Here is a 23,975-nt window from a genome sequence, read left to right on the forward strand (position 1 = left end):
TGCGAACCATTCGCAATGTGGGCCTCGATGCTGCCGGCTGATTCGGTCCTGGCCATCTATATCGAGCACCGGACCGACCTGCTGAACTATGCCAGCGGGATCGTTCGCGATCGGGCGAGCGCCGAGGACGTCGTCCAGGAGGCGTGGCTGCGCTTCGCGGCGCGGGTGCGTGCGGGTGACGATATCGTCCAGCCAACCAACTATCTCTACGCGATCGTCCGCAACTTGGCGCTCGACTGGCTGAGCCGGGCCTCGCGCAACGCCCCGCAGGCGGTCTCGGAGAGCATTCTCGAAAACGTGCCCTCCGACGCTCCCTCCGCCGAGAGCGTCCTCTACTATCGCGACGAGCTACGCGTGCTGGAGACGCTGGTCCGCGAGCTTCCCGAGCGCACGCAGATCGCGTTCAGGATGTACCGGGTGGAGCGGCGGCCCCTGAAGGAAGTCGCCGAACGGCTCGGGGTTTCGATCCCGCGTGCCCACAAGATGGTGCAGGACGCGGTCCTTCACTGCACGCTCCGGATCAATGGACCGGAAGAGTGAATGGGCATTTCGAGGGTGGCGCATTAAAACGCCGGGATGCCGACCGTCTAGTGAGGGAGCCACGCGCCTGTCGCGTGCGGCTATCGAGGAGCCACGGGTCTTGAACTCAGCGCCAGGCAAGAGCCAGCCTCTAAGGGCCGAGGTCGTGGAGTGGCTGATGCGGCTCGACGCGGCACCGCAGGATGAGACCCTGCGCGCGCAGTTCGAAGCATGGCTTGCAGAGAGTGACAGGCACCGTGCGGCCTATGCCGTCGTGGAGCCGGTCTGGCGGCTGTCGTCGGACATCGCACCGCCGGTCGCGTCTGACATCGTCGTATCCATCGCGGACGCCCGCCGCCCGAGGCGCCCATGGCGTCGGACCGTCACCGTCGTGATGGGGGCTATCGCGGCAGGCGTTGCGCTCGTCTTCCTGCCGGCGCTCCAGATTCAGCTGCGTGCCGATCATCTCACGGGAGTCGCCGAGCAACGCGATATCACCCTCGACGATGGCAGCAAGGTTGCCCTCGATGCCGGCAGCGCCATTGCCGTGCGGTACGTCGCATCCCGGCGCGAGGTCGAGTTGCTCTCCGGTCAGGCCTTCTTCGAGGTCACCCCGAACCGGGAACGCCCCTTCGTCGTGGTGGCCGCCGGCGTCACGGTGACCGTCACCGGCACGGCGTTCAGCGTCGGCAGATCCGACAACGGCGTCACCATCGCCGTCCAGGCGGGCAGCGTCGACGTGGCGGACGGCGCAGGCGTGGCCAGTGGCCTGCACCGTGGCGATCGGCTCCAGATCAGCCAGGGCGGCAAGATCGCAAGAGGGCAGGTGGCGGCCGAAGATGTCGCCTCATGGCGTGATCGTCGTCTCGTCGTCTACGACATGCCCGTCCGGGAAGTCGTCGAGCAAATTGGGCGTTATCGCCGTGGCGCCATCGTATTCCGCGACGCCGCCATCGCCGATCGTCTCGTCACCGGCATGATCGACCTGCGCCGGCCCAATGAGGCTTTGCAGGCGCTGGTCGACCTGCAACAGGGGGCAATGATCGAAATCACGCCGTATCTGTCGGTCATCTCGTCGCGGTGATCTCCATCACCGCCGGCGTCCGCGAACTTTTTTAGGCGCGTTCGTTAATTCGCATGGCGCCCCGCCGTCGTTCCGTCGGGAGGCCGAATTCGACGGTCTCCAGAGTCATCCGTGATCCCGCCGGCACGGTCTTCGGGGGAGTGTGCCTTGCGTTCGTGTATCGGTGCGCCGCGCGTTGCGGTCTTGTCGTTCGCCACCATGCTTTCGTTTGCCGCGGCGGGGAGCGGCTCGGCAATTGCCCAGAACGAGCTAATGCCACCAAGCCCGTTGCTGGCCCAGAACGCCGCGATCAACTTCAACATTCCTGCCCAGCCGCTGGGAACGGCGCTGACCTCCTTTGGTCGGCAGTCCGGTATCCAGGTCCTGGTCGATTCCGCCTCGGTGTCGGGCAGGACGAGCACGGCTATCACCGGTGCGATGACGGCATCCGAAGCGCTTCGCCAGTTGCTCGCGGGCACTGGCATCCCTTACCGCTTCACGTCGCCGACGGCCGTCACGGTGGGAAGCGGCGGACCCGCGGGCGCCGGAGCGCTACAGCTCGATCCCGTGCAGGTGCAGGGCCTCTTCCCGGTACCATCGCAGGCGATGATCGATAACATTCCGCCCCCTTACGCCGGCGGGCAGGTGGCGACCGGTGGCCAGCTCGGACTGCTCGGCAATCGCGGCGTCATGGACACGCCGTTCAACCAGACCAACTACACGGCAAAGAAGGCGCAGGACCAGCAGGCGAAGACGGTCAGGGACGTATTGATCGACGATCCGTCCGTGCGGTTCTGGGTGCCGGATGGCGGGTCGGGCGCAGACACGATGTATATCCGGGGCTTCTCGGTCCAGAACACGAGTGCGACCTACGGCGGCCTCTATGGAATGCTTCCGAACGTGACCATCATGCAGGAGCTCGCGGAGCGAACCGAGGTGCTGAAGGGACCGAGCGCCATGCTGAACGGCATGCCTCCGCTGAACTCGATCGGCGGCACGGTCAACGTGGTTCCCAAGCGAGCGCCGGACGAAGGCCTGACTCAGCTTACGGCGAACTATGCGTCTGCCGGGCAGTTCGGAGGCCATGCCGACGTCGCGCGGCGGTTCGGGCCGGACAAGCAGTTCGGCGTGCGCTTCAACGGCGTCTTCCGGGCTGGCCAGACGGAGACCGAGTGGAATAGCGATCAGAGGGCGCTGGCCGTTCTGGGACTGGACTATCGCGGTGAGCGCGTGCGGCTCAGCGCAGATCTCGGCTTTCAGAATCAGTATATCGGCGGCATGATTCCCTATCTGGGCGTGGCCAACAATCTGCCATTGCCGTGGGCCCCCAACGCACGCAAGAACTTCGGACAGCCTTGGAACTACCAGACCAACAAGGACATCTTCGGCGTCGTCCGAGCCGAAGTTGATATCACGGAGCGCGTCACAGCCTATGCCGCGTTCGGGGCGCATGACTATCGTGGCGCGCAGATGAATGCCGGCACGGCGGTGACCATCACGGACGCGAATGGGACGGCGATCGCAACGCCTCTCAACTTCAGCACCTACGCCACATTCCTGACGGCGGAAGCCGGCCTGCGGGCGCTTGTTGATACGGGGCCCGTCGGGCATGAATTCTCGGTGATCGCCACGACCTACGATCGGACGCTCGGCACGGGCGCGGCGCGGTTGCCGAACGTCGTGACCAATGTCTACAACACGACGGTCACGGCGCGACCCAACATTCCAACCCCTGCCGCCAACAAGGCGGGCACCGCCACCTTCTCGACCCTGGGGCTGGCCGACACCATCTCCTCGGCGGAGAAGCGTGTTCAGTTGACGGTCGGCGCGCGGCTGCAGCAGGTCAAGACCGCCAACTTCAACAACATCAGCGGGATACAGACCGCGGCTTACGATCAGAGCGCTCTCAGCCCGTCCGTGGCGCTTGTGTTGAAGCCGCTGCAGAACGTGACCATCTACGGCAACTGGATCCAGGGTCTTCAGGAAGGCGCGACCGTGGGCGCGCAGTTCGCCAATGCCGGCTCATCCTTCCCGCCCTACAAGTCGACCCAATACGAAGCCGGCATCAAGGTCGACTGGGGAAAACTCACCACAACGGCCAGCCTCTTTCAGATTTCGCAGCCGACCCTCATCACCAATGTTGCGACCAACACGCAAGTCCTCGGCGGAGAGCAGCGTAACCGTGGGCTCGAGTTCAATTTCTTCGGCGAGCCGATGGAGGGCGTTCGGCTGCTCGGAGGCTTCATGCTGCTCGATGCGGTGATGACCAAGACCCAGGGAGGGCTGACCGATGGCTGGACGGCGCCCTTTGCGCCGGCCTTCAACCTCAATCTTTCAGGCGAGTGGGATCTTCCGTTCGCGCCGGGTCTGACCGTCAACGGTCGCGTCGTCTATACCGGCTCGCAGTATATCGACACGGCGTTTCCGCGTCGTAGCCTGCCGGACTGGACGCGCTTTGATATCGGCGCCCGTTATGCCTTCGAGAACCCTGGCGCCAAAGGCAATCTCCTGATCGCGCGCTTCAACGTCGACAACCTGCTCGATGCCAACTACTGGGCGGGAGGCGGCGGCACCACGACCCTGTCGCTGGGCACGCCGCGGACCTTCCGCGTTTCGTTGACGGCGAACTTCTGAGGCGGCCACCCGCCGACCGTGGGCGACATGGAGCCGACCTTCCGCGCATCCATGAGCTGGCTGCACACCTGGGCCGGTGTCGTGCTGGGATCGCTGCTGTTCGCGATCTTCTGGATGGGCACGCTTTCGGTGTTCGATCGCGAGATCGATCTATGGATGATGCCGATGACGCGGCTCCAAGCCGGTGGCCCACCCGCCTCCGCCGAGCTGATTCGCCCGGCGATCGCCGAGGCGGCGGCAGCGGGGTCTGCCTTCCTGTCCTCAATCTTCCCGACGGAGCGTCAGCCCGCGATACGCCTGCACTGGTCGGGCAGGGCCGGCTCGGTGCTCCGCTACGTCGACCCCGCCACGGGCACGGCGTTGCCTGATCCGGGCACGCTGGCCGGCACCGGTTTCCTATACCCCTTCCACTACATGCTGCACATCCAGGCGGGGCGGCTTGGCGCCTGGATCGTCGGGTTCGCGGGCATGGCGATGCTGGTGCTCTGCGTGTCGGGCGTCGTGATCCACCGCAAGATCTTCGCCGAATTCTTCACGTTCCGCTCCGAAAGGATGCCGCGCCGGCTGATCCTCGATCTCCACAATGTGACGGGCGTCGTCGGGCTTCCATTCCATTTCGTCATCACGCTGTCGGGTCTCGTGATCTTCTTTGCGACCTATTTCCCCGGCACCGTGCAGTTCGCCTACGATGGCGACAGCCGGGCTTTCGTCCGCAACTCGCTCGACAGCTTTTCCCGTCGCGCGCTCGACCGGCCGGGCGACGTCGCATCGCTCGATGCCATGGTCGACGAGGCGCGGCAGTCGTGGACGGGCGGAGGTTCGGTGATCGTCTTCGTCAGCCATCCCGGCGACGCCGCATCCTATGTCGAAGTGAGCCGTCCGCGTGAGGACCGCATCAATGTCCTGGGCGATGCGGCCTATTTCGACGCCGCGACGGGCCGCCTGCTACACCGGCGTCTAGACATCAAACCGGTCCTCACGGCAGAGCGGTTCATCCTCGGCCTGCACGTCATCCAGTTCCGCCACTGGACTCTGCGCTGGGTCTATTTTGGCCTCGGGCTCCTGGGCTGCGTGCTGATCGCCACCGGCTTCCTGTTCTGGCTCGAGTCGCGACGCAGGAAGCACGAACAGCTCGCCTTGCGGGGGGTGCCCCTCGTCGAAGGCCTCGCCGTGGGATCCGTGACGGGCATCGTCATCGCCACCTTTGCCTTCTTCGTCGTCAATCGCCTGATGCCGCTCGGGCTTACGTTTGCCGGCTACGATCGTGCCGCACTGGAAATCTGGACATTCTACATTTCATGGCTGGCGACCTTCGCCCACGCCTGGCTGCGACCGCGGGCGGCGTGGCGCGAGCAATGCGCGGCGATCGCCGTGCTTGCAGCCCTGGCGGTCCTGCTCAACTGGATCACCACGGGAGATCATGTGGCGCGCAGCCTCGGACATCGCCATCTCTGGCCGATTGCCGGCATGGACCTCGTCTTGATGGCTGCCGCGGCGCTCGCATCGCTCGCCGCGATCAGGTTGCGGCGCGCCGCGTGAGACGGCGCGGCCGCTATTCCTTGAGCACGATCCACGTGCAATGCCCGATCGCACACAGGCGGCCGGACTCGGTGTACAGCGCGGTGCCGGAATAGAGCTTGCGGCCCTCGGCGCCGATGCGCCAGCCGACGACGGCGCAGCGTTCGCCGATCCGTGGACGCTCGAGCACCTTCGCGGTCATGCAGCCGGTGAGGACGGGGCGGATGTCCTCGGGATCCTGGGCGGCCCAGGCGCCGGGACAGTCGAGCGTGCCCCACAGGAACTCCGGCCTGATGCGGCCGTCGCCGTCGGCGTGGTTGGCGTGCGGCACGTAGCAGGAGAGGGAGGTGCCGTTTCCCGAGTGACTGCCGAATACGCGCAGGCCATCGCCGACGGCGCGGCTGCGACCGCAGACGAGGCACCACTGGAAGTCGCTGCCCTCCCCGCAGCCGCCAACTGCGTCCTGTTGCATCACCGCGTTCCAGTCCGACGGCGGCTTCGGCGGATCGAGATGATCGACCTTTCCGGCGCGCGCCTCGCAGATCAGCGTGTCTCCGTCGCGCATCATCAGCACCGCGTCCTCGCGCACGAGATTCATGGGCGTTTCGATGGGGATCGGCGCGCGCAAGGTGATCTCGACCGCGCCGTCGCCGCCGAAGGTCCTGATGTAGCGTTCGGCCAGCGCGCCGGCGACATAGCCGCCATTGCCCGAGAGACGCGGGCCGTTGAAGCCGACCGGGATGATGAGAGAGTCGTCCACCTTGGCTCCTTGCAGCGTGGAATGGCTGCCGAAGCTGGCGTGCGCATGCGGAGAATGCAAGCCTGCCCAAGTCCCCAATCGCCTTGCATCGCGCCGCGCGCTCGTCGAGGGTGGAGGCGATGGGATCGGCATTGCCGTGGGCGCTCGTGGCGCTGTGTTTTGCGCTCGGCGTGGCCAGTCGCTCGATCAGCGACACCTTCCTCGTCTTCGTGCCGGCGCTCCAGCACGCCTTCGACGCCAATCGCGGCTCGGTCACGCTGATCTACAGTTTCGCGCTGCTGGTTGGCGGCACCGCCGCGCCGATCACCGGCTGGATCCTCGACCGTTTCGGCCTGCGCACCCTCACCGTCGTTGGTGTGATCGCGGCCGCGGCCAGCACCGCCGTCGCCTCTCAGGCCAGCCATCTCTGGCACCTGTATCTGTCGCTTGGCGTGATGATGGGGTTCGGCGCGGCATCCCTGTCTGGGATCCTGTCCTCTTCGCTCATCGGCCGCTGGTTCCCGGCCAACCGGCTCGGTGTCCCGCTCGCCGTCTCCTGGTCGGCGACAGGCGTCGGGGCGATGGCGACCTTTCCGGCGGCGCAATATCTCATCGACACCGACGGCTGGCGCCATGCCTATCTCGTCTTCTCCGGCGTAAGTGCGGTCTTCATCCCGCTTCTGCTGGTGCTGCCGTGGAAGAGGATCGAGCGCGGCGCGCCGGGCCTCGCCAAGTTGCGCGAGACGGCGGCGCCCGGCCTCACGGTGCGCGAGGCGTTGCGTGACTGGCCGTTCTGGGCGCTTACCTCGTCGTTTGCGCTGACCTCGATCGGCATCTTCGCGCTGATGCCGCAAACCATGGTCTATCTGCTGGAGCGCGGCATGGACGGTCCCTATGCGGCGCGGGCCATGGCGGTCGCGGGTTTTCTGACGCCGCTCGGCATGATCGGCTTTTCGTGGCTGGCCGATCGTGGCGGCCGCCGACTGGCGGCGATCCTGGCCTATGCTTGTTCGATCGCCGGCGTCGGGGCGCTCGCCATGGTGCAGGGGGCGGGTGACGATTTCTGGTTATGGACCTTCGTGCTGCTGTTCGGCGGCAGCATGGGCTCGCGTGGACCGATGATCTCTACGCTGGCGACGCTGCGCTATCGCGGCGCGCATTTCGGTCGCATCTACGGGCTGATCGCCATCGGCATGGGGCTTGGCGGCTTTCTCGGTGCCTGGATCGGCGGCGTGCTGCACGACCTGACCGGCGGTTATGCTGCCGTCATGGTGCTCTCGGTGGCGGCACTGGCGACCGCGGCGGCCACGCTTGGTTCCGAGGCCGGGGCGCGGGAGCGTCTCAGCCGATAGGCCACGCACAGCCATGACATGTCGGTGACAGGCACTCCCGGATATTGTGTTTCGCCGGGAGTCCGGCCACTATGGCCGGCATGTTGGACCGGATCGACTTTCCGAGTAGTCCCACTCCGCGGCGGCGGACCTAGCCGTGGCGCCCGGCCTTGAGTCCTGCCACGCGCTGGTACTCAACGCCGATTTTCGGCCTCTGTCGTATTTTCCCCTGTCCGTCTGGTCGTGGCAGGATGCGGTCAAGGCGGTGTTCCTGGACCGGGTGAGCGTCGTCTCGGAATACGATCGCACGATCCATAGCCCGACCTTCGAGATGCGGCTGCCCAGCGTCATCGCGCTGAAGGAATACGTCCCGGCCGCGCGCCGGCCGGCCTTCACGCGCTTCAACGTGTTCCTGCGCGACCGCTTTACCTGCCAGTATTGCAACGGCGACTTCGCCACCAATGAGCTCACCTTCGACCACGTGATCCCGAAGTCGCGCGGTGGCCGCACGAGCTGGCAGAACGTCGTGACGGCCTGCAGCCCCTGCAACCTGCAAAAGGGCAACATGCTGCTCAAGGAAAGCGGGCTGGTCCTGCGCTGTGCGCCAGCCGAGCCGTCGACGCAATTGCTGCAGGAGCATGGGCGGGGCTTTCCGCCAGGCTACCTGCACGAGAGCTGGCGCGACTTCCTGTATTGGGATTCCGAGCTCGATCAGAACTGAGTCTGACCACGCGTTGGGGCGACCGGGCGGCGGCTTCTCGCGGGCGGAATCGGTCACTCCGTCACAAACATCTTCAGCCTCACGGTTCATGTTCTGTCTGCGCCAACGTGCGTTCGAGATGGGGTACGGATTGTTGTCCTCTCATCGAAGGCAACCACGTCTGCGCAAGCACGTTCCCGGCGACCGATTACCTCCTCGCTGGACATGGAGACGCGCAATGAGAAACGAGCTCGGCATCGCCACCGCAGGCATCCTCCTGATGATGGTCGCGGCACCGGCCCAGTCGCAGACGACGGGCGGCCAGGGCAGTAACCACGGGACCCCGATGCAGCAGACCCCGGCGGGGAGCGCGGCTGGTGTCAGAGCGGCGCCTCTTCCCGACCGTGAATTCGTTGCCGCCGCTGCAGTCGCCAACCGATTCGAAATACAGAGTGCAGAGCTCGCTCTCGACCGCGCCGGCGATGCCAAACTGAAGGAGTTCGCGCGCATGATGCTGACGGATTATAAGGCAGCACTCGCGGAACTCGAGACCGCCGCGAAGGAGGCGGGTGTCGCGTTTCCCCCCGAGCCGGGGCTCGATCAGACCCATGCAACGAAGATCGCCGCGCTCGAGCGCCGCAAGGATCCGGTGGAATTCGACCAGGCGTATCGCACCGACCAGATCCACGCTCATCAGCAGGCAGTGACGTTGCTGGAGACCTATCAGCGCATCGGGGCCATGGAGCCGCTTCGGGTCTGGGCTGCCAAGACCCTTCCCGCTGTGAAGAAGCATCTGGTCGTGCTCAACACGATGAACTGACTCCCATGCGTGTTTTCATCATCGGCGCGAGCGGGTTCATCGGTGCGCCGATTGCGAGACGCCAACGGCGTTGGCAGCGGCCGCCGACGAAGGTCGATGAGGAGCGTGGCCGGGCTGGAGGCGCTCCTGCCCTATATCCGTGTCGATAGCCAGATCGCGAGGCGGGACCCGGTCTTGATCACCGCCGAGAGCGCCTCGTAGGCAGGGGCCTGTTCGGCGCCGGCGGCCAGCGCGGTGTCGCGATGCTCGATCTCCTCGGCCCGGAACGTCTCCACGGTCGTGCGCAGGTCCGCCTCGTCGTCGCCGAGCTTGGCGGCCTGATGGGCGTAGTGTTCCTCGATCGTCTCCTCGACGGCGACGGTGCAGGCCATCGCCGCCTTGTCGCCCATCAGCGCCGTGGCGGCGCCCAGAGCGAAGCCCGCGACGTTCCACAACGGCGAGAGGACGGTCGGCCGCACGCGGCGCTCGACCAGCAGGCGGTCGAACGCCTTGTTGTGCTCGCGCTCCTGGGCCGCCATGTGCTGGATGCGGCGGCCGGTCTCGCTGTTGCTGCGGCCGGTCCAGCGGAGCGCCGCGAGCTGGCCCTCGTAGATTCGCACTGCGCCGAACTCACCCGCCTGGTCGACGCGGATCGTGCGCTCGACCAGTTCGCGGGCGTCGGGGTCGCCGGGATTGCGGTTGTCGCCCGTCTTCATGTGAACCTCAGCGTGACTTGGCCATGCGCGACAGCGAGGAGGCGAGGCCGGTGGCGAGGATCGCCGACAGGATCGCGTTCCAGCCGGCCATCGAGATACCGAACAGCGACCAGACAATCGCGTCGCAGCGAACCATCTTGGCGCCGAACAGGTACTTCTTCAGCTCCTCCGGCGAGAGGCCGGTCGGGACCGTGCCGGTGCAGGATTGCGGCCCCTGCCACCAGCGATACTCGACGCCGGCGTGGAAGATCCCGATTGCCGAGCTCACCGCTATGGCGGCAATGGCGATCACCATGAAGCCCGTGGCCAGGTGCGGTCGGCCCGACGAGGCAAAGGCGGCGAGCCCCGCCACCATGGCCACGATATGCGGCCAGCGCTGCCAGTGGCACATCTCGCACGGCGGGAAGCCCATGGCATACTGGAAGAAGAGCGCGCCGCCGATCATGACGCCGCTGCCGAGAAGCGCCACGAGGCCGAGCTGGCTGGCGAGAGGAAGACGCTGGGGTGAGGCCATGGAGCGTACCTAGAAGAGAAAGCGAACGACGACGAACCCGCCGATCAGGGCGAGCAGGAAGAGCCAGGTGAGCAGGGTCAGGCGCTTCTCGATGAAGGCCCGGATCGGCTCGCCGAATTTCCACAGCAAGGCTGCCACGAGGAAGAAGCGCAGGCCACGCGTCAAGATGGACGCCCACACGAACGTGAAGAGGTCGAAATGCGCGGCGCCTGAAGCGATCGTCACCAGCTTGTAGGGGATCGGCGTGAGACCCTTGATCAGGATGATCCAGGTCCCGTACTGCTCGAACCCGGCGCGGAAGGCGGCGAGCCCGGCCTGCAGTCCGTAGGTCTTCACCACCCAGGCGCCCAGTGTCTCGAAGAAATAGTAGCCGATGGCGTAGCCCAGCAAACCGCCCAGCACCGAGCCGACGGTACAGACCAAGGCGATCCGGAAGGCCTTTTCACGATTCGCCAGCACCATCGGCACCAGCATGACATCGGGCGGGATCGGGAAGAACGAGCTCTCCATGAAGGAGATGACGCCCATCGCGGGAATGGCGTTCTTGTGTTGGGCGAGGCGAATCACCCAATCGTACAGGCGGCGGATCATGTGACCGCTCTTAGCGTGTCGCTACGGGCGAAGCGAGGGACCTTTCCCGTGGCCGTCGCCGGCCATGGTCGCGCCACGTCCACCGCCTCGAGCTGTTCCGCCTCGGCCTCGGTCTTCGATTCGATGACGCCGACGCGATGCGCCTCCGGAGCCATTTTGATCATCGTCATCGTGTTGACGTTGACGGAACCTCCGTGAGCAGCGGACAGTCCGGCGCATGACCAGACTGCGCCTGCACCGGGAGAACCATCTCGTCCAACGAATCGGCTGGCTGCGCGCCGCCGTGCTGGGCGCCAATGACGGGATCGTCTCCACGGCGAGCCTGATCGTGGGTGTGGCGGCGGCCGCCACCGCACCGGGCGACGTGCTGATCGCCGGCGTGGCGGGCCTGGTGGCCGGCGCCATGTCGATGGCCGCCGGCGAGTATGTGTCTCCCAGGCCGACACGGAGCGCGCGGACCTGGCGCGCGAAAAGGTGGAACTCGCGGCCAATCCCGGCTTCGAACACGACGAGCTGGCCCAGATCTACATCGAGCGTGGAGTGGAGCCAGGCCTGGCGCGAGAGGTGGCCGAGCAGCTCATGGCCAAGGGCGCCCTGGCGGCGCATGCGCAGGACGAACTCGGGATATCCCCCGCCACCACGGCCCGCCCGCTGCAGGCCGCCCTGACGTCGGCGACGACGTTTTCCGTTGGTGCGGCCATGCCGCTCCTAATGGTGGTGGTGGCGCCGGCGGCGTGGCTGGTGGTCGTGGTGAGCGCGGCCTCGCTGGTGTTCCTTGCGCTTCTGGGCGCCATCGGCGCTCGCGCGGGGGGCGCCGACATCTGGCGCGCCACGGTCCGCGTCACCTTCTGGGGCGTGCTCGCCATGGCGTTGACCGCCGGCATCGGGCACCTGTTCGGTACGGTCGTCTAGCGCTCGTCGTTGCGTGGCAGGGCCTCGATTTTTCGAGGCTGATGTCCTCTAGTGGACCGCGCGTCGCCGTGTTTCCAGCGCGTCCTTGAGGTCCTCGACTTCCGCTACCAGCCACTCATGCTGCCGCGCCTGCGCGACCGAGACGATGGAGAGGTGAAGAACCGTCGCCTGAAGATAGTCGATCACGGCAGACTGGTAGGCCGCCGAGTGGGATGGCGTCTTCTCGACCCGGGCCCGGGCGTCGACCGCCTGTTGGGCGGCGATTTCGAGTTCATGGCTCAGCTGGGCGTCGTTCACGGAATGTTGCTCCTCTTCAGGTGCTGGCGCCACGCGGCCCCTTTTGCGGCCGCCCTTTGACGTCCTCGTTCTGGCTACCCGGGATGGCCGCGCCGCCATCGTCCCGCGTTGTGTGGGGATTCTGCTCGCCTCGCTCCTGCTGCTGGCCGGGCGGACCGCCCGCGCCCGGATTCAGCCGCTCGTACTCGCGTTCCGGCGAAAGGTTTGACGAGGATGGGATAGGCGCAGGGCGCAACGGCGGGCGCTGTTTGGATTCGTCGACCATGGAAACTTAACTTCCGCGGGCCTCGATTCGTTGCCGTAGTGCATGCCGGTGCGGGCATTTTCACTAACCACCCGAGTGGGCCGGTGCCGCTGCGGCAGCTTCACATTTGGTGCAGCAAACTCCATTATCCGCGGCTCTCGACGCCCCATTTGTCAGCTCACCGCAGGCCCCATGCCGGACTCCGATGATCGTGCGACGACATCCGACGATTCCTCCCTCCTGTTTCTTGCAGGTGGAGGCGAGTTAGGAGCGCTCATCCGGGCGTACGATTGGGCGAACAATCCTCTCGGGTCGCCGGCGAACTGGCCGCAGAGCCTGAAGACGTCCGTTCGCATCATGCTGACCTCGCGGCAGCCCATCTGGATCGGCTGGGGGCCCGATCTCATCTACCTCTACAACGACGCCTACAAGTCGATCATCGGCGGTAAGCACCCCGACGCCGTGGGCAAGCCGACGAAGGAGGTCTGGAGCGAGATCTGGAGCGACATCGGCCCGCTGCTCGACACCGCCATGGGCGGTATCGAGGGCACCTACGTCGAGGAGCAACTCCTGCTGATGGAGCGCAACGGCTATCCGGAAGAGACCTACTACACCTTCTCCTACAGTCCGATCCCCGACGATGACGGGACACCCGGGGGCATCATCTGCGCCAACACCGCCGACACCGCACGGGTGATTGGCGACCGTCAGGTTGCGACCCTGCGGGAACTGGCCGCCCGCACCGTCGACGCACGTACCTGGGAGGACGCCAGCCGCCAGAGCGTCGCGGCGCTCTCGATCAATCCGCGCGATGTCACCTTCGCGCTTCTCTATGTCGTGCAGCCCGGCAGCGGGGAGGCGGTTCTCGCGGCGTCTCAGGGCCTGCCGCCCGGCCATCCCGCGGCCATCGAGACACTTCATCCGGGAAGTGGTTCGTGTCCGTGGCCGGTTGATGGCCTGACGAAAGACGAGCCGCCGCGTCTGGTCGACCTCCCGAAGGCGTTTGGCACCACGGCGCCGGGTGGGGCTTGGGACCGGGCGACCCAGTGGGCTGCGGTCGCCGCCATACCGGCATCCCGCGAGACGGGCCGTGCCGGCTTTCTCGTGGTTGGCCTCAGCCCGTACCGGCTGTTCGACGACGTCTACGCAGAGTTCGTCCACCTGATCGCGGGTCAGATCGCGACGGGCATCGCGAGCGCCGACGCCTACCAGGAGGAGCGCCGTCGGGTCGAGGCGCTGGCCGAACTCGACCGTGCCAAGACCACCTTCTTCTCCAATGTGAGCCACGAATTCCGGACCCCGCTGACGTTGATGCTGGGGCCGCTGGAAGAGGTTCTGGCTGGCGGGCTGTCCGTCGAAGAGGCACTTCGGCATGTCGCGCTGGCGCATCGCAACGGCAACCGGTTGCTGCGCCTCGTCAACTCGCTGCTCGACTTCTCGCGCATCGAAGCGGGTCGTATGCAGGCCGCCTACAGGCCGACCGATCTCGCCCGCTTCACCACCGGCATCGCGTCGAGCTTCCGCCCGACGATCGAGAAGGCCGACCTCAAGCTGGTCATCGAGTGCGAGACACTGCCGCAGCCCGTCTATGTCGATCGCGAGATGTGGGAAAAGGTCCTGCTGAACCTTCTTTCCAACGCCTTCAAGTTCACCTTCGCGGGCGAGATCAGGGTGTCGGTCGCCGCGAGTGCCGACGGCAGGGGCGCCACCATCGAGGTGCGTGACTCCGGCATCGGCATCGCCGAAAGCGAGCTGCCGCGCCTGTTCGAGCGCTTCCACCGCGTGCAGGGCGCGAAGAGCCGCAGCTTCGAGGGCAGCGGCATTGGCCTGGCGCTGGTGCAGGAGCTGGTCCGGCTGCATGGTGGCGAAATCCGCGTCGACAGCGTCGTCGGCCAGGGCACACGCTTCGCGATCACCCTGCCGTTCGGCCATGCGCATCTGTCTGCCGCGCAGGTCGTCGACGAGGTCGACCTGTCGACCGACGTGGTGCGTGCGCAGGAATATGTCGAGGAGGCGATGGGCTGGCTGCCGGACGCGCGGCAGACGGACGCTACGGGCGATCATTCCTCTTCGATGTCGGGCATCGTTCCGGTCGGCGCTGGAAAACGCATCGTGCTCGCCGATGACAATGCCGACATGCGCTCTTATGTCGGCCGCCTGCTTGTCGCCCAGGGCTATCAGGTCGAGCCGGTGGCCGACGGCGCGGCCGCGGTGGCGGCGGTGCGGCGGGAAGCGCCCGACCTGGTCCTGACCGACGTGATGATGCCCGGTCTCGATGGCTTCGGCGTATTGCGTGCGCTGCGGATGCACCCCGAGACGGCGAGTATCCCGATCGTGCTGCTCTCGGCGCGGGCCGGGGAGGAGGCGAAGGTCGAAGGCCTCGAAGCCGGCGCCGACGATTATCTGGTAAAGCCGTTCGCCGCGCGCGAGCTGCTGGCCAGGGTCAACGCCAACATCCAGATGGCGGAGCTGCGACGCGAAGCGAGCCGCGCGATCTTCGAGAGCGAGCAGCGCTTCCTGATGACGAAGGATCGCCTCGCGCTGGCCCTGTCCACGGGCCGCGTGGCCGTCTTCGAGTGGACGATCGACAGCGACACGCTGGCGATCTCGGGGCCGCTCGCGGAGGTGTTCGGCATCGCCCAGACGGATGCCGAACAAGGCCTGCCCCTCGGCGATTTCGTGGCCGGCATTGCGCCGGAGGATCGCGACCGAGTGACGAAGGCCATTGCCCGCTCGATCGCGACGGGCGAGCCTTACCAGGAGGAATACCGCGTCATCGGGTCGGGGACGGCGCATGTCGTCGTGGCCCGCGGCCGCATCGAGACCGGCAGCGACGGCGCCAGGCGCATGGTCGGCGTCGTCATCGACATCACCGAGGCCAAGGCGGCGGAGAACGAGATCCGCGAGAGTCGTGCCGCCCTGGAAGTGATCAGCCGGGCCTCGGCCGCCGTCTCGGGCGACCTCGATCACGAGCGGCTGGTGCAGACGATCACCGATGCCTGCGTGGCCGTGACCGGCGCCGAGTTCGGCGCGTTCTTCTACAACGTCGTCGACGATGCGGGTGAGGGATACACGCTGTACTCGCTGTCCGGCGTGCCGCGCGAGGCCTTCGCAAAGTTCCCGATGCCGCGCAACACGGCCGTCTTCGAGCCGACCTTCAGCGGCACCGCGGTGGTGCTCTCGGACGACATCACCCAGGACCCGCGCTATGGCCGCTCGGCGCCCCATCAAGGGATGCCGCTGGGACATCTCCCGGTGCGCAGCTACCTCGCGGTGCCGGTCCGGTTGCGCACCGGGGAGGTGCTGGGCGGGCTGCTTCTCGGCCATTCCAATGCCGGTGTATTCGGGGAACTGGCGAAGGACCGCGTAGTCGGCCTCGCCAGCCAGGCGGCCGTCGCCATGGACAATGCGCGGCTGTTCCAGGAGAACGCGCGCGAGCTGGAGCAGCGGCGCAAGACCGAGGCCCTGCTCAAGACACTGAACGAGACGCTGGAACAGCGTGTCGCCAGCGAGGTCGAGGAACGCAGCAAGGCCGAGGCGGCGCTACGCCAGGCGCAGAAAATGGAAGCCGTCGGCCAGCTTACCGGTGGCGTCGCGCACGACTTCAACAATCTGCTGACCGTCATCATTGGCGGTCTCGAAACCGTGCGGCGCGCCAAGCCTGGCGACACGGCGCGGGTGCAGCGTGCGGTCGATATTGCGCTGCAGGGCGCGCAGCGCGCGGCCAGCCTGACGGCGCGGCTGCTGGCCTTCTCACGCCGGCAGCCCCTGGCGCCGAAGCCGGTCGATCTCAACGTGCTGGTGCGGGACATGACCGAGCTGCTGCACCGTACGCTGGGCGAGCAGATCGAGCTCGAGGGCGTGCTGGCGCCGCGCCTGTGGCCGATCGAGGTCGATCAGAACCAGCTCGAAAGCGCGCTGCTCAATCTCGCGGTGAACGCGCGCGACGCCATGCCCGGAGGCGGCAAGCTCACGATCGAGACCACGAACACCGCGCTCGACGAATCCTATGCCGCTGTCGATTCGGAGGTGAAGCCGGGCCAGTACGTCGCGATCTGCGTCAGCGATTCAGGCCACGGCATGTCGCCGGAAACGGCGATGCGCGTCTTCGAGCCGTTCTTCACCACCAAGGAAGTCGGCCGCGGCACTGGCTTGGGCCTCAGCATGGTGTACGGCTTCGTGAAGCAGTCGGGCGGACACGTCACGATCTACAGCGAGGAAGGCCAGGGCACGACGGTCAAGATGTACTTCCCGAGGTTCCTCGGGACGACGGCGCAAGCCGACGCGGGCAATACGCTGGCCGTGCCGACGAGCAGCGACGGTGAGGTCGTTCTGGTCGTCGAGGACAATGAGGATGTGCGCACCTACAGCTCGATGGTGCTGAAGGAACTCGGCTATCGCGTCCTCGAAGCGTCGGAATCGGACTCGGCGCTGGCGATTTTGCGCGGGCCCACCCGGATCGACCTGCTGTTCACCGACGTGGTGCTGCCCGGCAGAAGCGGCCGGGTGCTGGCCGACATCGCCTCAGAACTGCGGCCGGGCCTCAAGATCCTGTTCACGACCGGCTATTCGCGCAACGCCATCGTCCACCAGGGCCGCCTCGATGCCGGGGTTCAGCTCATCACCAAGCCCTTCACCTTCGAGCAGCTCGCCGCCCGCATCCGCGACGTTCTCGACATGAAGTGAGGCGTTCCGCGTCAATCGACCGTCAGACAACGTTTCTCGGAGACGCCGGCGAGCAACATTGTTACGTCAGCGCGGGATTCCGAGGCTGCGACTCCCGCTTCGTTTGTTTCGTTTATCCACCGGGATCCCGCCCTCGACGGCGGTTAGTGCTTGGAGCGGCCCGTCTTCGGCGTGGGTTTGGGGGCCGGCGCTTTCTCCAGCCGCTCGATGCGTTGTTCGAAGCTGGTCTGCATCCTCGTGAGCTGCTGCTCGAGTTGACGCTCCTGGACCTTGAGCTGCTCGATCTGGCTCGAGAGAGCGGAGATCGAGCGCTGCAGGTCGTTGAAGCGCGCATCGACGCCGGCCTGCGCCGAGGCGGTACCGGGGGCGACGAGCAGCGCCAAGAGGGCGAGCCGGAGCAGGGAGACACTCATCCGCGGGGCTGCCGGCCGTTCTACTCGGCGGCCTGCTTGAGCTGCGTCGGGACCGTCTCGCCAGCGAACAGGGCGGCGCGCGCGGCGTCGTACTCGGCCTTGAGGCGGGCCACGATCTCGGCGGCGGGCGGGGCGTCATGGATCTGGCCGACGCCCTGGCCGGCGCCCCAGATGTCGCGCCACGCCTTGGCCTTGGTGTTGCCGCCCGACCCGAAGTTCATCTTGCTCTTGTCGGCTTCCGGCAGCGCGTCGGGATCGAGGCCGGCGGCCGCGATCGAGCGCTTCATGTAGTTGCCGTGCACGCCGGTGAAGAGGTTGGTGTAGACGATCTCCTCGCCGGTCGACTCGATGATGCACTGCTTGTTGGCGTCGGTGGCGTTGCCTTCCTTGCTGGCCGTGAAGCGCGTGCCGAGATAGGCGAGGTCGGCGCCCAGAGCCTGGGCGGCCAGCACCGAGGCGCCGTTGGAGATCGAGCCCGAGAGCAGGATCGTGCCGTCGTAGAACTGGCGCACTTCCGGCACGAGCGCGAAGGGCGAGAGGCGGCCGGCATGGCCGCCGGCGCCGGCGCAGACCAGGATGAGCCCGTCGACGCCCGCCTTCAGCGCGCGCTTGGCATGGGTCACGTTGGTCACGTCGTGGAACACCAGGCAGCCGTAGCGATGCGCCGAGACCACGACCTCGTCGGGCGCGCGCAGTGACGTGATCTGGATCGGCACCTTGTACTTCTCGCACATGTCGATGTCGTGCTGCAGGCGGTCGTTCGACGAGTGCACGATCTGGTTGACCGCGAAGGGCGCCACCTTCTTCTCGGGGTGCTTGGCCTTATAGTCGGCCAGTTCGCCGGTGATGCGCTTCAGCCACTCCTCGAGCATCTCCTTCGGTCGCGCGTTCAGGGCCGGGAAGGAGCCGACGACGCCCGCCTTGCACTGCTCGATGACGAGGTCGGGGTTGGACACGATGAACAGCGGCGCGCCGACCACCGGGATCGAGAGGTTGTCGCGCAGCAGGGCGGGAAGGGCCATCGTTTCGCTCCTTGGACTTGTCTGTTCGTTGTCTTGCCTTGAGGCCTAGCACGGCCCCGGTCGTTTTCGCTACTTCGCCAGCTCGTAGGCGCCGCCCTTTTCCAGCGCTCGCTTGTAGGCCGGACGGGCATGGATGCGGTCGAGGAAGGCCTTGAGCTTGGGCATCTTGTTGATCACCGGAGAGCGTGTCGCGGCGGCCTCCAGCGGGAAGCTCATCTGGATGTCGGCTGCGCTGAAGTCCGGACCGGCGAACCATTCGCGGCGCATCAGCTCGCCTTCGAGGAACATGAAGTGGTTGCCGATCTGCGGCATCAGCAGCGTCTTGTCCGCGCCGTTCGAGATCGCCCGCGCCACCGGCCGCATGAAGAAGGGCACGCGCGAGGGGATGCGATTGAACACCAGCTTCATGAACAGGAGCGGCATCAGCGAGCCCTCCGCGTAGTGCATGAAATAGGTGTAGTTCAGCCGCTCCGGCGTCCCGGGGGCCGGGGTGAAGCGGCCCCCGCCATAGGTCTCCGACAGGTATTCGAGGATGGCGCCCGACTCGGCCAACACCTTGTCGCCGTCGGTGATCACCGGCGACTTTCCCAGCGGATGCACGTTGCGCAGCTCGTCGGGCGCCTGCATCGAAGGTTTGCGCTGGTAGCGCTTCACCTCGTAGGGCAGGTCGAGCTCCTCGAGCATCCAGAGGATGCGCTGGGAGCGGGAATTGTTCAGGTGATGGACGGTGATCATCCTCCCAGCGTACCGGGCCGCCAGTTGCCGTGGAAGCCCGCCGGAACCCGGCTGCTGAGATGGGCCAGCGCGACGGGGCCGCAGGCGATATCGGTCGCCTCGAACACCGCGAGGTCGCTACGGCCCTCGGCCGAGCGATAGATCACCGACAGCACCCAGCCGTCGCCTTCCGGGGCCTTGTCGTGGCGGGGCACGAACACCGGCTCGCCGAACCGGTCGTCCTCGCCCGCCGTCCAGGTGGCGTTGGTGCCTGTCTTCAGATCGTAGTGGGTGATGCCTTCGCCGCGCCGGACGCCGGCATGGGCGATGTTGCCCGAGACGATCCAGCCATGGCGGTAGTCGCTCATGCAGAAACGCTCGTCGAAGCGCGGGAACTCGCCGGCGCGATCGTCGAGCTGTTCCTCGCGGAAGGTGTTGCCCGGGCCGCCGAGGTCGAAGGTCCAGCGGAACAGGCGCGCGGCCGGCGGCTCCTGGGTCGAGGGCGAGCCGTCGGGCAGCGGGAAGAGCGGCGCCACGTCGTATTTCATGACGTCGATCACGACCTTGCCGTCCGCGGTCTCGAAATGGTTCATCGGGTGGAAGACGTAGGAGGGCGGCGCCGTCACCCATTTCACGTCGGCCACCGTGCCCTTGCGCGGAATGAAGGCGATGTGCGTGCCCTTGTCGGGCTCCCAGGCGAACGGCGGCAGGCCGCCCATCGCGCGCTCCATCGACGAGGTGAGCGGAAAGACCGGCACGACGATCCAGTTCTTCGTCACCGCGAAGTCGTGGATCATCGACGGGAAGGGCCCCTCGAGGATCTCGGCGCGTGTGACGGTGCCGTCCTCGGTCACGGTCTGGAGGCTGATTTCCTTGGTGAAGCGCCCTGTCGCCGAATAGCCGAAGAAGATCATCTCCCCGGTTTCCGGATCGAACTTGGGATGCGCCGTGAAGGGACCGCAGAGCTTGTCGCCGAACGTCTCGTAGCCGCCGTTCTTGGGGCCGACCGGCATCAGGCTCTTCGGGTCGAGCGAGAAGGGCGCATGCGCCTCCTCGAGCGCCAGCAGCTTGCCGCCGTGCCAGACGATGTTGGTGTTGGCGATGGTCGAGTTCAGCGCGAAGACGCGCGGATCGGTGTAGCGCGGATTGCCGAATGTGCCGGACAGACCCTCGCCCTCCTCGTTCTCGATCTTCCACTTGGGCGTGCGCACCCAGCGGTTCTTGTAGGAGACGTTGCCGTTCTCGATGTGGAAGGCGTGGATCATGCCGTCACCGCCGAACCAGTGATAGGGCCCGCGTGGCGCGAACTGCGGGTTCGGTCCGTTGCGGTAGAGCGTGCCCAGCAGTTCCTTCGGCATCTCGCCGCTGATCTGGAGATGCCCGGCATCGGCCTCGGTGTTGACGGGCGCGTAGTAGCCACGAAGGAACGGATTGTCGGTCGGAAATGCCTTGGCCACGGGAAGTCTCCTTCTGGGTAACACCGTGTATCTATGGGAGGTTATCGATACACGGTGTTCCCCGCAAGTGGGCTTTCCAATGATTGTTTGAAGCGGCGGAACGAGGCTGCTAGCAAACTCTATGGTCACGAAGAAGGCGTTGTCCGGCGCCACCACCGTTCGATTTTATCGTCCCTGGAGCAAACCTGCGGCTTAGGGATGGCGTGACTTGTCGCTGAAACCCTAGCCGCCCCTCCAAGGCGGCTTTTGTTTTGGCTTTTTTAACAGAAGCGTCTCGGTGAACGGCTCCCTCGAAGGAGCAATCATGATTGAGATCAGCCATCGGAAAGCGGCATTGGGTCCGGCATCGGACTTTTCGGGCATCGCGGCGCGCTACGACTCGACCCGCGACCTGCCGCAGGAATACCTGCTCGCCGGTTACGTCCGGCTGGTCGAGCATGGGGTGTTGCCTGCGAGGGGCGTGGTCTTGGATGCCGGCTGCGGGACCGGGCAGTTGTCGCTTCCGCTCGCCGCGCAAGGATACGAGGTTCATGGAATCGACATTGCCGCCGAGATGATAGCGATCGCGCAGGCCAAGGTTCAATCGGGATGGCGTGCCGACTATTCCGTGGGTGACGTTCGCGACATTGCCCTCGACACTCACAGCATCGACGCCATTGTCGTGTCGAAGCTGTTCCAGCACGTCGAAGATTGGAAGGGAGCGTGTCGCGAGCTCATCCGAGTGGCGCGGCCGGGCGCCTGTATCATCCAGATCAACGAGCGCGGGGCGTTCGGCAACGCTGTGCGGCGTTACTTCGCCCGACGCGCCGACGAACTGGGATACGCGGGTCGTTACCTGGGGCTCAACCCGCATGGAGAGGCAGAACTCCGCACGCATATGAAAGGCGAGGGTTGTGAGGCGATCCCGTTCGACGCATCGAATCTCCATTGGACGACGGGCATCAGTTACGGCGAAGCGCTCGGCCGCCTTCGGGACAGGCTCTATGCCGAGTTCTGGTACCTGCCGGAGGCCGTGCACCGCCAACTCATCGCGGAGACGAGCGCCTGGGTCGAGGCACAGCGCGAAGGACGCGCCACAATCGACCGACTCACGCCGTATCTCGTCGTCGAGGTGTTTCGGACGCCGCGTTAGAATTAGGCCCTCGGGAGAGTGCTTGGCCGACCTGACAAGGATCAGCTATTCACACAGCATGAACGCCACCAATCCCGTCCTGCCGCCCGGCTATTCCGCCGTTCCGCCGGGGCATGTCGCCGCCGTCGTGACGAGCCTCGAAATGTTGAGCCGTCCGCCGGCGCGGTCGGCGCAGCCCTTTCCGGCAGGCGTCACGCTTGAGCCGCTGGAGCGGTCGATCGGTGCCTATCGCAACCTCTATCGGGCGGTGGGGACGGAGTGGCTGTGGTTCTCGCGGCTGGTGATGGCGGACGAGGCGCTGCAGGCGATCCTCGACAATCCGCAGGTGGAGTTCTTCGCGTTGCGGCAGGACGGGCGCGATGCGGGAATCCTCGAACTGGACTTCAGTCAGGCGGGGGAATGCGAGCTGTCGTTCTTCGGGGTGGCGCCGGGCCTGGTGGGAACGGGCGTCGGCCGCGCGCTGATGAACGAGGCGATCGCGCGGGCGTGGGCGCGGCCGATCAAGAGGTTCTGGGTGCATACCTGCACGCTCGACCATCCCGCGGCGCTGGATTTCTACCGGCGCTCCGGCTTCGTGCCTTTCGCCTTCCAGGTCGAGGTCTTCCCCGACCCGCGCCTCACCGGCGCCCTGCCACGCGACTGCTCACGGCACGTGCCGTTGCTCGACTGACGTCGCGGCGCCCGCGGACTCGCGGTCCTCGATGCGGCGGCAGTGGAACCAGCCGGCGATGCCGAGGGCCAACAGGAGAAGACCGAGGTAGAACTCGGTGTGGGTCGGGCCGATCAGGTCGAACAGCGGCGTGGCCGCCACATTGAACAGCAGCATCGAGCCCGCCATGACGGCGAGCCGGAGCCGGAAGACGCGGGCGATCTCGGCACCGCGGAACACGGTCTGCATGCGGGTGATCATCGGAATGAAGAAGAAAGGTCCGCCGAAGCCCGCGACCAGGCCCGCCAGCATCATCGCCGGCAGCTTGTAAGGGTTCTCGATGCCCCAGGCGGCCAGCGCGATCAGGGCGAAGCCGCTGCCCATGGCGACGTAGCCCAGGAACATGGTCGAGAGCGGACGGCGGAAGCGGACGCTGCCCGCCACCAGATTGCCGACCACGTCGCCCACACCGCAGGCGCCGACGATCATGCCGAGCGAGGCCAGTCCGTGCAGACCGAACAGGTGCGGGTCGTGCTCGACCACCATCAGCGCGATGCAGAGCTGCAGCGCCACGCTCCAGGGGCCGTTGGCGAAGGCATTGACCATCAGCAGCGCGCCCATCGTACGCTGGCGCAGCATCAGCCGCGCGCCGTCGAGCAGGGCGTCCCAGGCACCGCGCCAGCCGCCGCGGCCGGGGCGCGGCTTGTAGGCCGCGTCATACAGCCGGTCGCGCACCGCCCAGACCGCCAGCGCCGACAGCAGGAAGCCGACGGCCGTGATCGACAGGAAGTGGATCACCGGCAGCAGCGTGTTGAGGATCGCCGCCATCATCGGCCCGATCAGGCGGGCCAGCCGCCAGGTCGCATCGAACAGGCCGTTGATCGCCTGCATCGCGTCGCGGTCGGTGACCAGCACCGGCACCGCCGACTGTAGCGCCGGCGTGAACACCATGCGCATCGCCGCCAGACCCATGACGGACAGGATGAGGAGGGGGATCGAGATGCCCCAGATGTAGAAGCCGATCACCGGCAGCAGGGCGAGCACCGCACTCGCATATTTGGCGCCGATCATGGCGCGATCGGGCCGCCAGCGGTCGAAAGCAGAGGCGCCGAGCAGGCCGACCACCAGCATGGCGCCGTACTGCGTGGCGTTCACATAGCCCGCGGCATTGCCGATCTGCTCGGCCGCGATCCACACGACGGCCACGCGAAACAGGTCCTCGCCGATGGTCGAGGCAGCGAGACCCGACCAGATCGTGGCGACCGCGGGGTCCTTCAGCGGACGGAAGACGGGGATCATTCTGCTATTCGGCTCCCGTTACCGGG

The 23,975-nt window shown here is 66.3% G+C and carries 21 protein-coding genes and 1 pseudogene; 11 read left to right on the forward strand and 11 right to left on the reverse strand.

The annotated features are described in order from the left end of the window. The first annotated feature begins 27 nt into the window (after window positions 1–27). The 4 genes from ACT6UX_RS24020 (at window position 28) to ACT6UX_RS24035 (ending at window position 5,755) form a co-directional block, all read left to right on the forward strand. Entirely contained in the window at window positions 28–540 is a 513-nt protein-coding gene (locus ACT6UX_RS24020; protein ID WP_444777681.1) for a sigma-70 family RNA polymerase sigma factor, read from the forward strand. Then, the gene (locus tag ACT6UX_RS24025) at window positions 524–1,603 is read left to right on the forward strand and encodes a FecR family protein (RefSeq protein ID WP_444777682.1); all 1,080 of its coding nucleotides are present in this window, start codon (window positions 524–526) and stop codon (window positions 1,601–1,603) included. The genes ACT6UX_RS24020 and ACT6UX_RS24025 overlap by 17 nt, the downstream gene beginning before the upstream one ends. Window positions 1,604–1,750: 147 nt before the next feature. Continuing rightward, window positions 1,751–4,216, forward strand: coding sequence for a TonB-dependent siderophore receptor (locus ACT6UX_RS24030; protein ID WP_444777683.1), 2,466 nt, complete (start codon window positions 1,751–1,753; stop codon window positions 4,214–4,216). Window positions 4,217–4,243: 27 nt separating this feature from the next. Beyond that, window positions 4,244–5,755, forward strand: a complete 1,512-nt coding sequence (locus ACT6UX_RS24035; protein ID WP_444777684.1) for a PepSY-associated TM helix domain-containing protein — start codon at window positions 4,244–4,246, stop codon at window positions 5,753–5,755. Window positions 5,756–5,768: 13 nt separating this feature from the next. On the opposite strand, the gene ACT6UX_RS24040 is transcribed toward ACT6UX_RS24035, so the two are convergent. Continuing rightward, the gene (locus tag ACT6UX_RS24040) at window positions 5,769–6,494 is read right to left on the reverse strand and encodes a hypothetical protein (RefSeq protein WP_444777685.1); all 726 of its coding nucleotides are present in this window, start codon (window positions 6,492–6,494) and stop codon (window positions 5,769–5,771) included. 119 nt (window positions 6,495–6,613) lie between these two features. Between ACT6UX_RS24040 and ACT6UX_RS24045 the strand changes: the two genes are divergently transcribed. From ACT6UX_RS24045 to ACT6UX_RS24055, 3 genes are all read left to right on the forward strand, one after another. Next, the gene (locus ACT6UX_RS24045) at window positions 6,614–7,825 is read left to right on the forward strand and encodes an MFS transporter (RefSeq protein ID WP_444777686.1); all 1,212 of its coding nucleotides are present in this window, start codon (window positions 6,614–6,616) and stop codon (window positions 7,823–7,825) included. A gap of 136 nt (window positions 7,826–7,961) precedes the next feature. Beyond that, on the forward strand, window positions 7,962–8,525 hold the full coding sequence (locus ACT6UX_RS24050; RefSeq protein WP_444777687.1) for an HNH endonuclease: 564 nt from the start codon (window positions 7,962–7,964) through the stop codon (window positions 8,523–8,525). Between the two features lie 217 nt (window positions 8,526–8,742). Continuing rightward, on the forward strand, window positions 8,743–9,324 hold the full coding sequence (locus tag ACT6UX_RS24055; protein ID WP_444777688.1) for a DUF4142 domain-containing protein: 582 nt from the start codon (window positions 8,743–8,745) through the stop codon (window positions 9,322–9,324). Between the two features lie 131 nt (window positions 9,325–9,455). Here the strand turns inward: ACT6UX_RS24055 and ACT6UX_RS24060 are convergent, their stop codons facing one another. From ACT6UX_RS24060 to ACT6UX_RS24075, 4 genes are read right to left on the reverse strand one after another with little or no spacing between them, the layout of a single operon-like run. Next, window positions 9,456–10,019 (reverse strand): demethoxyubiquinone hydroxylase family protein, encoded by a 564-nt coding sequence (locus ACT6UX_RS24060; RefSeq protein ID WP_444777689.1) that lies wholly within the window; start codon window positions 10,017–10,019, stop codon window positions 9,456–9,458. A 7-nt stretch (window positions 10,020–10,026) separates the two neighbouring features. Beyond that, a complete protein-coding gene (locus tag ACT6UX_RS24065) occupies window positions 10,027–10,533 on the reverse strand; it encodes a disulfide bond formation protein B (RefSeq protein ID WP_444777690.1) in 507 nt (168 codons plus the stop codon). Between the two features lie 9 nt (window positions 10,534–10,542). Beyond that, the gene (locus tag ACT6UX_RS24070) at window positions 10,543–11,124 is read right to left on the reverse strand and encodes a YqaA family protein (protein ID WP_444777691.1); all 582 of its coding nucleotides are present in this window, start codon (window positions 11,122–11,124) and stop codon (window positions 10,543–10,545) included. Beyond that, the gene (locus tag ACT6UX_RS24075) at window positions 11,121–11,294 is read right to left on the reverse strand and encodes a hypothetical protein (RefSeq protein ID WP_444777692.1); all 174 of its coding nucleotides are present in this window, start codon (window positions 11,292–11,294) and stop codon (window positions 11,121–11,123) included. Before ACT6UX_RS24075 ends, ACT6UX_RS24070 begins: the two co-directional genes overlap by 4 nt. A 47-nt stretch (window positions 11,295–11,341) precedes the next feature. On the opposite strand from ACT6UX_RS24075, the pseudogene ACT6UX_RS24080 reads away from it, so the two are divergent. Beyond that, window positions 11,342–12,036: pseudogene (locus ACT6UX_RS24080) on the forward strand (VIT1/CCC1 transporter family protein). Between the two features lie 48 nt (window positions 12,037–12,084). Here the strand turns inward: ACT6UX_RS24080 and ACT6UX_RS24085 are convergent. After that, window positions 12,085–12,333 carry a hypothetical protein gene (locus ACT6UX_RS24085; RefSeq protein WP_444777693.1) on the reverse strand — a complete coding sequence of 83 codons (249 nt, stop codon included), beginning with the start codon at window positions 12,331–12,333 and terminating at the stop codon, window positions 12,085–12,087. Window positions 12,334–12,934: 601 nt separating this feature from the next. Between ACT6UX_RS24085 and ACT6UX_RS24090 the strand changes: the two genes are divergently transcribed. Further along, a complete protein-coding gene (locus tag ACT6UX_RS24090) occupies window positions 12,935–17,263 on the forward strand; it encodes an ATP-binding protein (protein ID WP_444777694.1) in 4,329 nt (1,442 codons plus the stop codon). A 143-nt stretch (window positions 17,264–17,406) separates the two neighbouring features. On the opposite strand, the gene ACT6UX_RS24095 is transcribed toward ACT6UX_RS24090, so the two are convergent. The 4 genes from ACT6UX_RS24095 to ACT6UX_RS24110 form a co-directional block, all read right to left on the reverse strand. Beyond that, window positions 17,407–17,676, reverse strand: coding sequence for a hypothetical protein (locus ACT6UX_RS24095; protein WP_444777695.1), 270 nt, complete (start codon window positions 17,674–17,676; stop codon window positions 17,407–17,409). A gap of 20 nt (window positions 17,677–17,696) precedes the next feature. Beyond that, window positions 17,697–18,698, reverse strand: a complete 1,002-nt coding sequence (locus ACT6UX_RS24100) for an NAD(P)H-dependent flavin oxidoreductase (RefSeq protein ID WP_444777696.1) — start codon at window positions 18,696–18,698, stop codon at window positions 17,697–17,699. 69 nt (window positions 18,699–18,767) lie between these two features. Beyond that, entirely contained in the window at window positions 18,768–19,433 is a 666-nt protein-coding gene (locus ACT6UX_RS24105; RefSeq protein WP_444777697.1) for a glutathione S-transferase family protein, read from the reverse strand. After that, a complete protein-coding gene (locus ACT6UX_RS24110) occupies window positions 19,430–20,869 on the reverse strand; it encodes a carotenoid oxygenase family protein (protein ID WP_444777698.1) in 1,440 nt (479 codons plus the stop codon). The genes ACT6UX_RS24105 and ACT6UX_RS24110 overlap by 4 nt, the downstream gene beginning before the upstream one ends. A 304-nt stretch (window positions 20,870–21,173) precedes the next feature. Between ACT6UX_RS24110 and ACT6UX_RS24115 the strand changes: the two genes are divergently transcribed. Both ACT6UX_RS24115 and ACT6UX_RS24120 read left to right on the forward strand, forming a co-directional pair. Next, a complete protein-coding gene (locus tag ACT6UX_RS24115) occupies window positions 21,174–22,001 on the forward strand; it encodes a class I SAM-dependent methyltransferase (protein ID WP_444777699.1) in 828 nt (275 codons plus the stop codon). A 58-nt stretch (window positions 22,002–22,059) separates the two neighbouring features. Continuing rightward, the gene (locus tag ACT6UX_RS24120; RefSeq protein ID WP_444777725.1) at window positions 22,060–22,671 is read left to right on the forward strand and encodes a GNAT family N-acetyltransferase; all 612 of its coding nucleotides are present in this window, start codon (window positions 22,060–22,062) and stop codon (window positions 22,669–22,671) included. On the opposite strand, the gene ACT6UX_RS24125 is transcribed toward ACT6UX_RS24120, so the two are convergent. Beyond that, entirely contained in the window at window positions 22,645–23,949 is a 1,305-nt protein-coding gene (locus tag ACT6UX_RS24125) for an MFS transporter (RefSeq protein WP_444777700.1), read from the reverse strand. The genes ACT6UX_RS24120 and ACT6UX_RS24125 overlap by 27 nt on opposite strands. Window positions 23,950–23,975 lie beyond the last annotated feature (26 nt).

The sequence above is a fragment of the Reyranella sp. genome, from assembly GCF_052439685.1.
In the GTDB taxonomy this organism is placed as follows: Bacteria; Pseudomonadota; Alphaproteobacteria; order Reyranellales; family Reyranellaceae; genus Reyranella.

Excerpts from the sequence above, each read along its gene's own strand:
- ACT6UX_RS24020 (WP_444777681.1), top strand. The coding sequence starts at position 28 with ATGCTGCCGGCTGATTCGGTCCTGGCCATCTATATCGAGCACCGGACC.
- ACT6UX_RS24025 (WP_444777682.1), top strand. The coding sequence starts at position 524 with ATGGACCGGAAGAGTGAATGGGCATTTCGAGGGTGGCGCATTAAAACG.
- ACT6UX_RS24035 (WP_444777684.1), top strand. The coding sequence starts at position 4,244 with ATGGAGCCGACCTTCCGCGCATCCATGAGCTGGCTGCACACCTGGGCC.
- ACT6UX_RS24045 (WP_444777686.1), top strand. The coding sequence starts at position 6,614 with ATGGGATCGGCATTGCCGTGGGCGCTCGTGGCGCTGTGTTTTGCGCTC.
- ACT6UX_RS24055 (WP_444777688.1), top strand. The coding sequence starts at position 8,743 with ATGAGAAACGAGCTCGGCATCGCCACCGCAGGCATCCTCCTGATGATG.
- ACT6UX_RS24060 (WP_444777689.1), bottom strand. The coding sequence starts at position 10,019 with ATGAAGACGGGCGACAACCGCAATCCCGGCGACCCCGACGCCCGCGAA.
- ACT6UX_RS24065 (WP_444777690.1), bottom strand. The coding sequence starts at position 10,533 with ATGGCCTCACCCCAGCGTCTTCCTCTCGCCAGCCAGCTCGGCCTCGTG.
- ACT6UX_RS24070 (WP_444777691.1), bottom strand. The coding sequence starts at position 11,124 with ATGATCCGCCGCCTGTACGATTGGGTGATTCGCCTCGCCCAACACAAG.
- ACT6UX_RS24075 (WP_444777692.1), bottom strand. The coding sequence starts at position 11,294 with ATGACGATGATCAAAATGGCTCCGGAGGCGCATCGCGTCGGCGTCATC.
- ACT6UX_RS24090 (WP_444777694.1), top strand. The coding sequence starts at position 12,935 with ATGCTGACCTCGCGGCAGCCCATCTGGATCGGCTGGGGGCCCGATCTC.
- ACT6UX_RS24095 (WP_444777695.1), bottom strand. The coding sequence starts at position 17,676 with ATGAGTGTCTCCCTGCTCCGGCTCGCCCTCTTGGCGCTGCTCGTCGCC.
- ACT6UX_RS24100 (WP_444777696.1), bottom strand. The coding sequence starts at position 18,698 with ATGGCCCTTCCCGCCCTGCTGCGCGACAACCTCTCGATCCCGGTGGTC.
- ACT6UX_RS24105 (WP_444777697.1), bottom strand. The coding sequence starts at position 19,433 with ATGATCACCGTCCATCACCTGAACAATTCCCGCTCCCAGCGCATCCTC.
- ACT6UX_RS24115 (WP_444777699.1), top strand. The coding sequence starts at position 21,174 with ATGATTGAGATCAGCCATCGGAAAGCGGCATTGGGTCCGGCATCGGAC.
- ACT6UX_RS24120 (WP_444777725.1), top strand. The coding sequence starts at position 22,060 with ATGAACGCCACCAATCCCGTCCTGCCGCCCGGCTATTCCGCCGTTCCG.
- ACT6UX_RS24125 (WP_444777700.1), bottom strand. The coding sequence starts at position 23,949 with ATGATCCCCGTCTTCCGTCCGCTGAAGGACCCCGCGGTCGCCACGATC.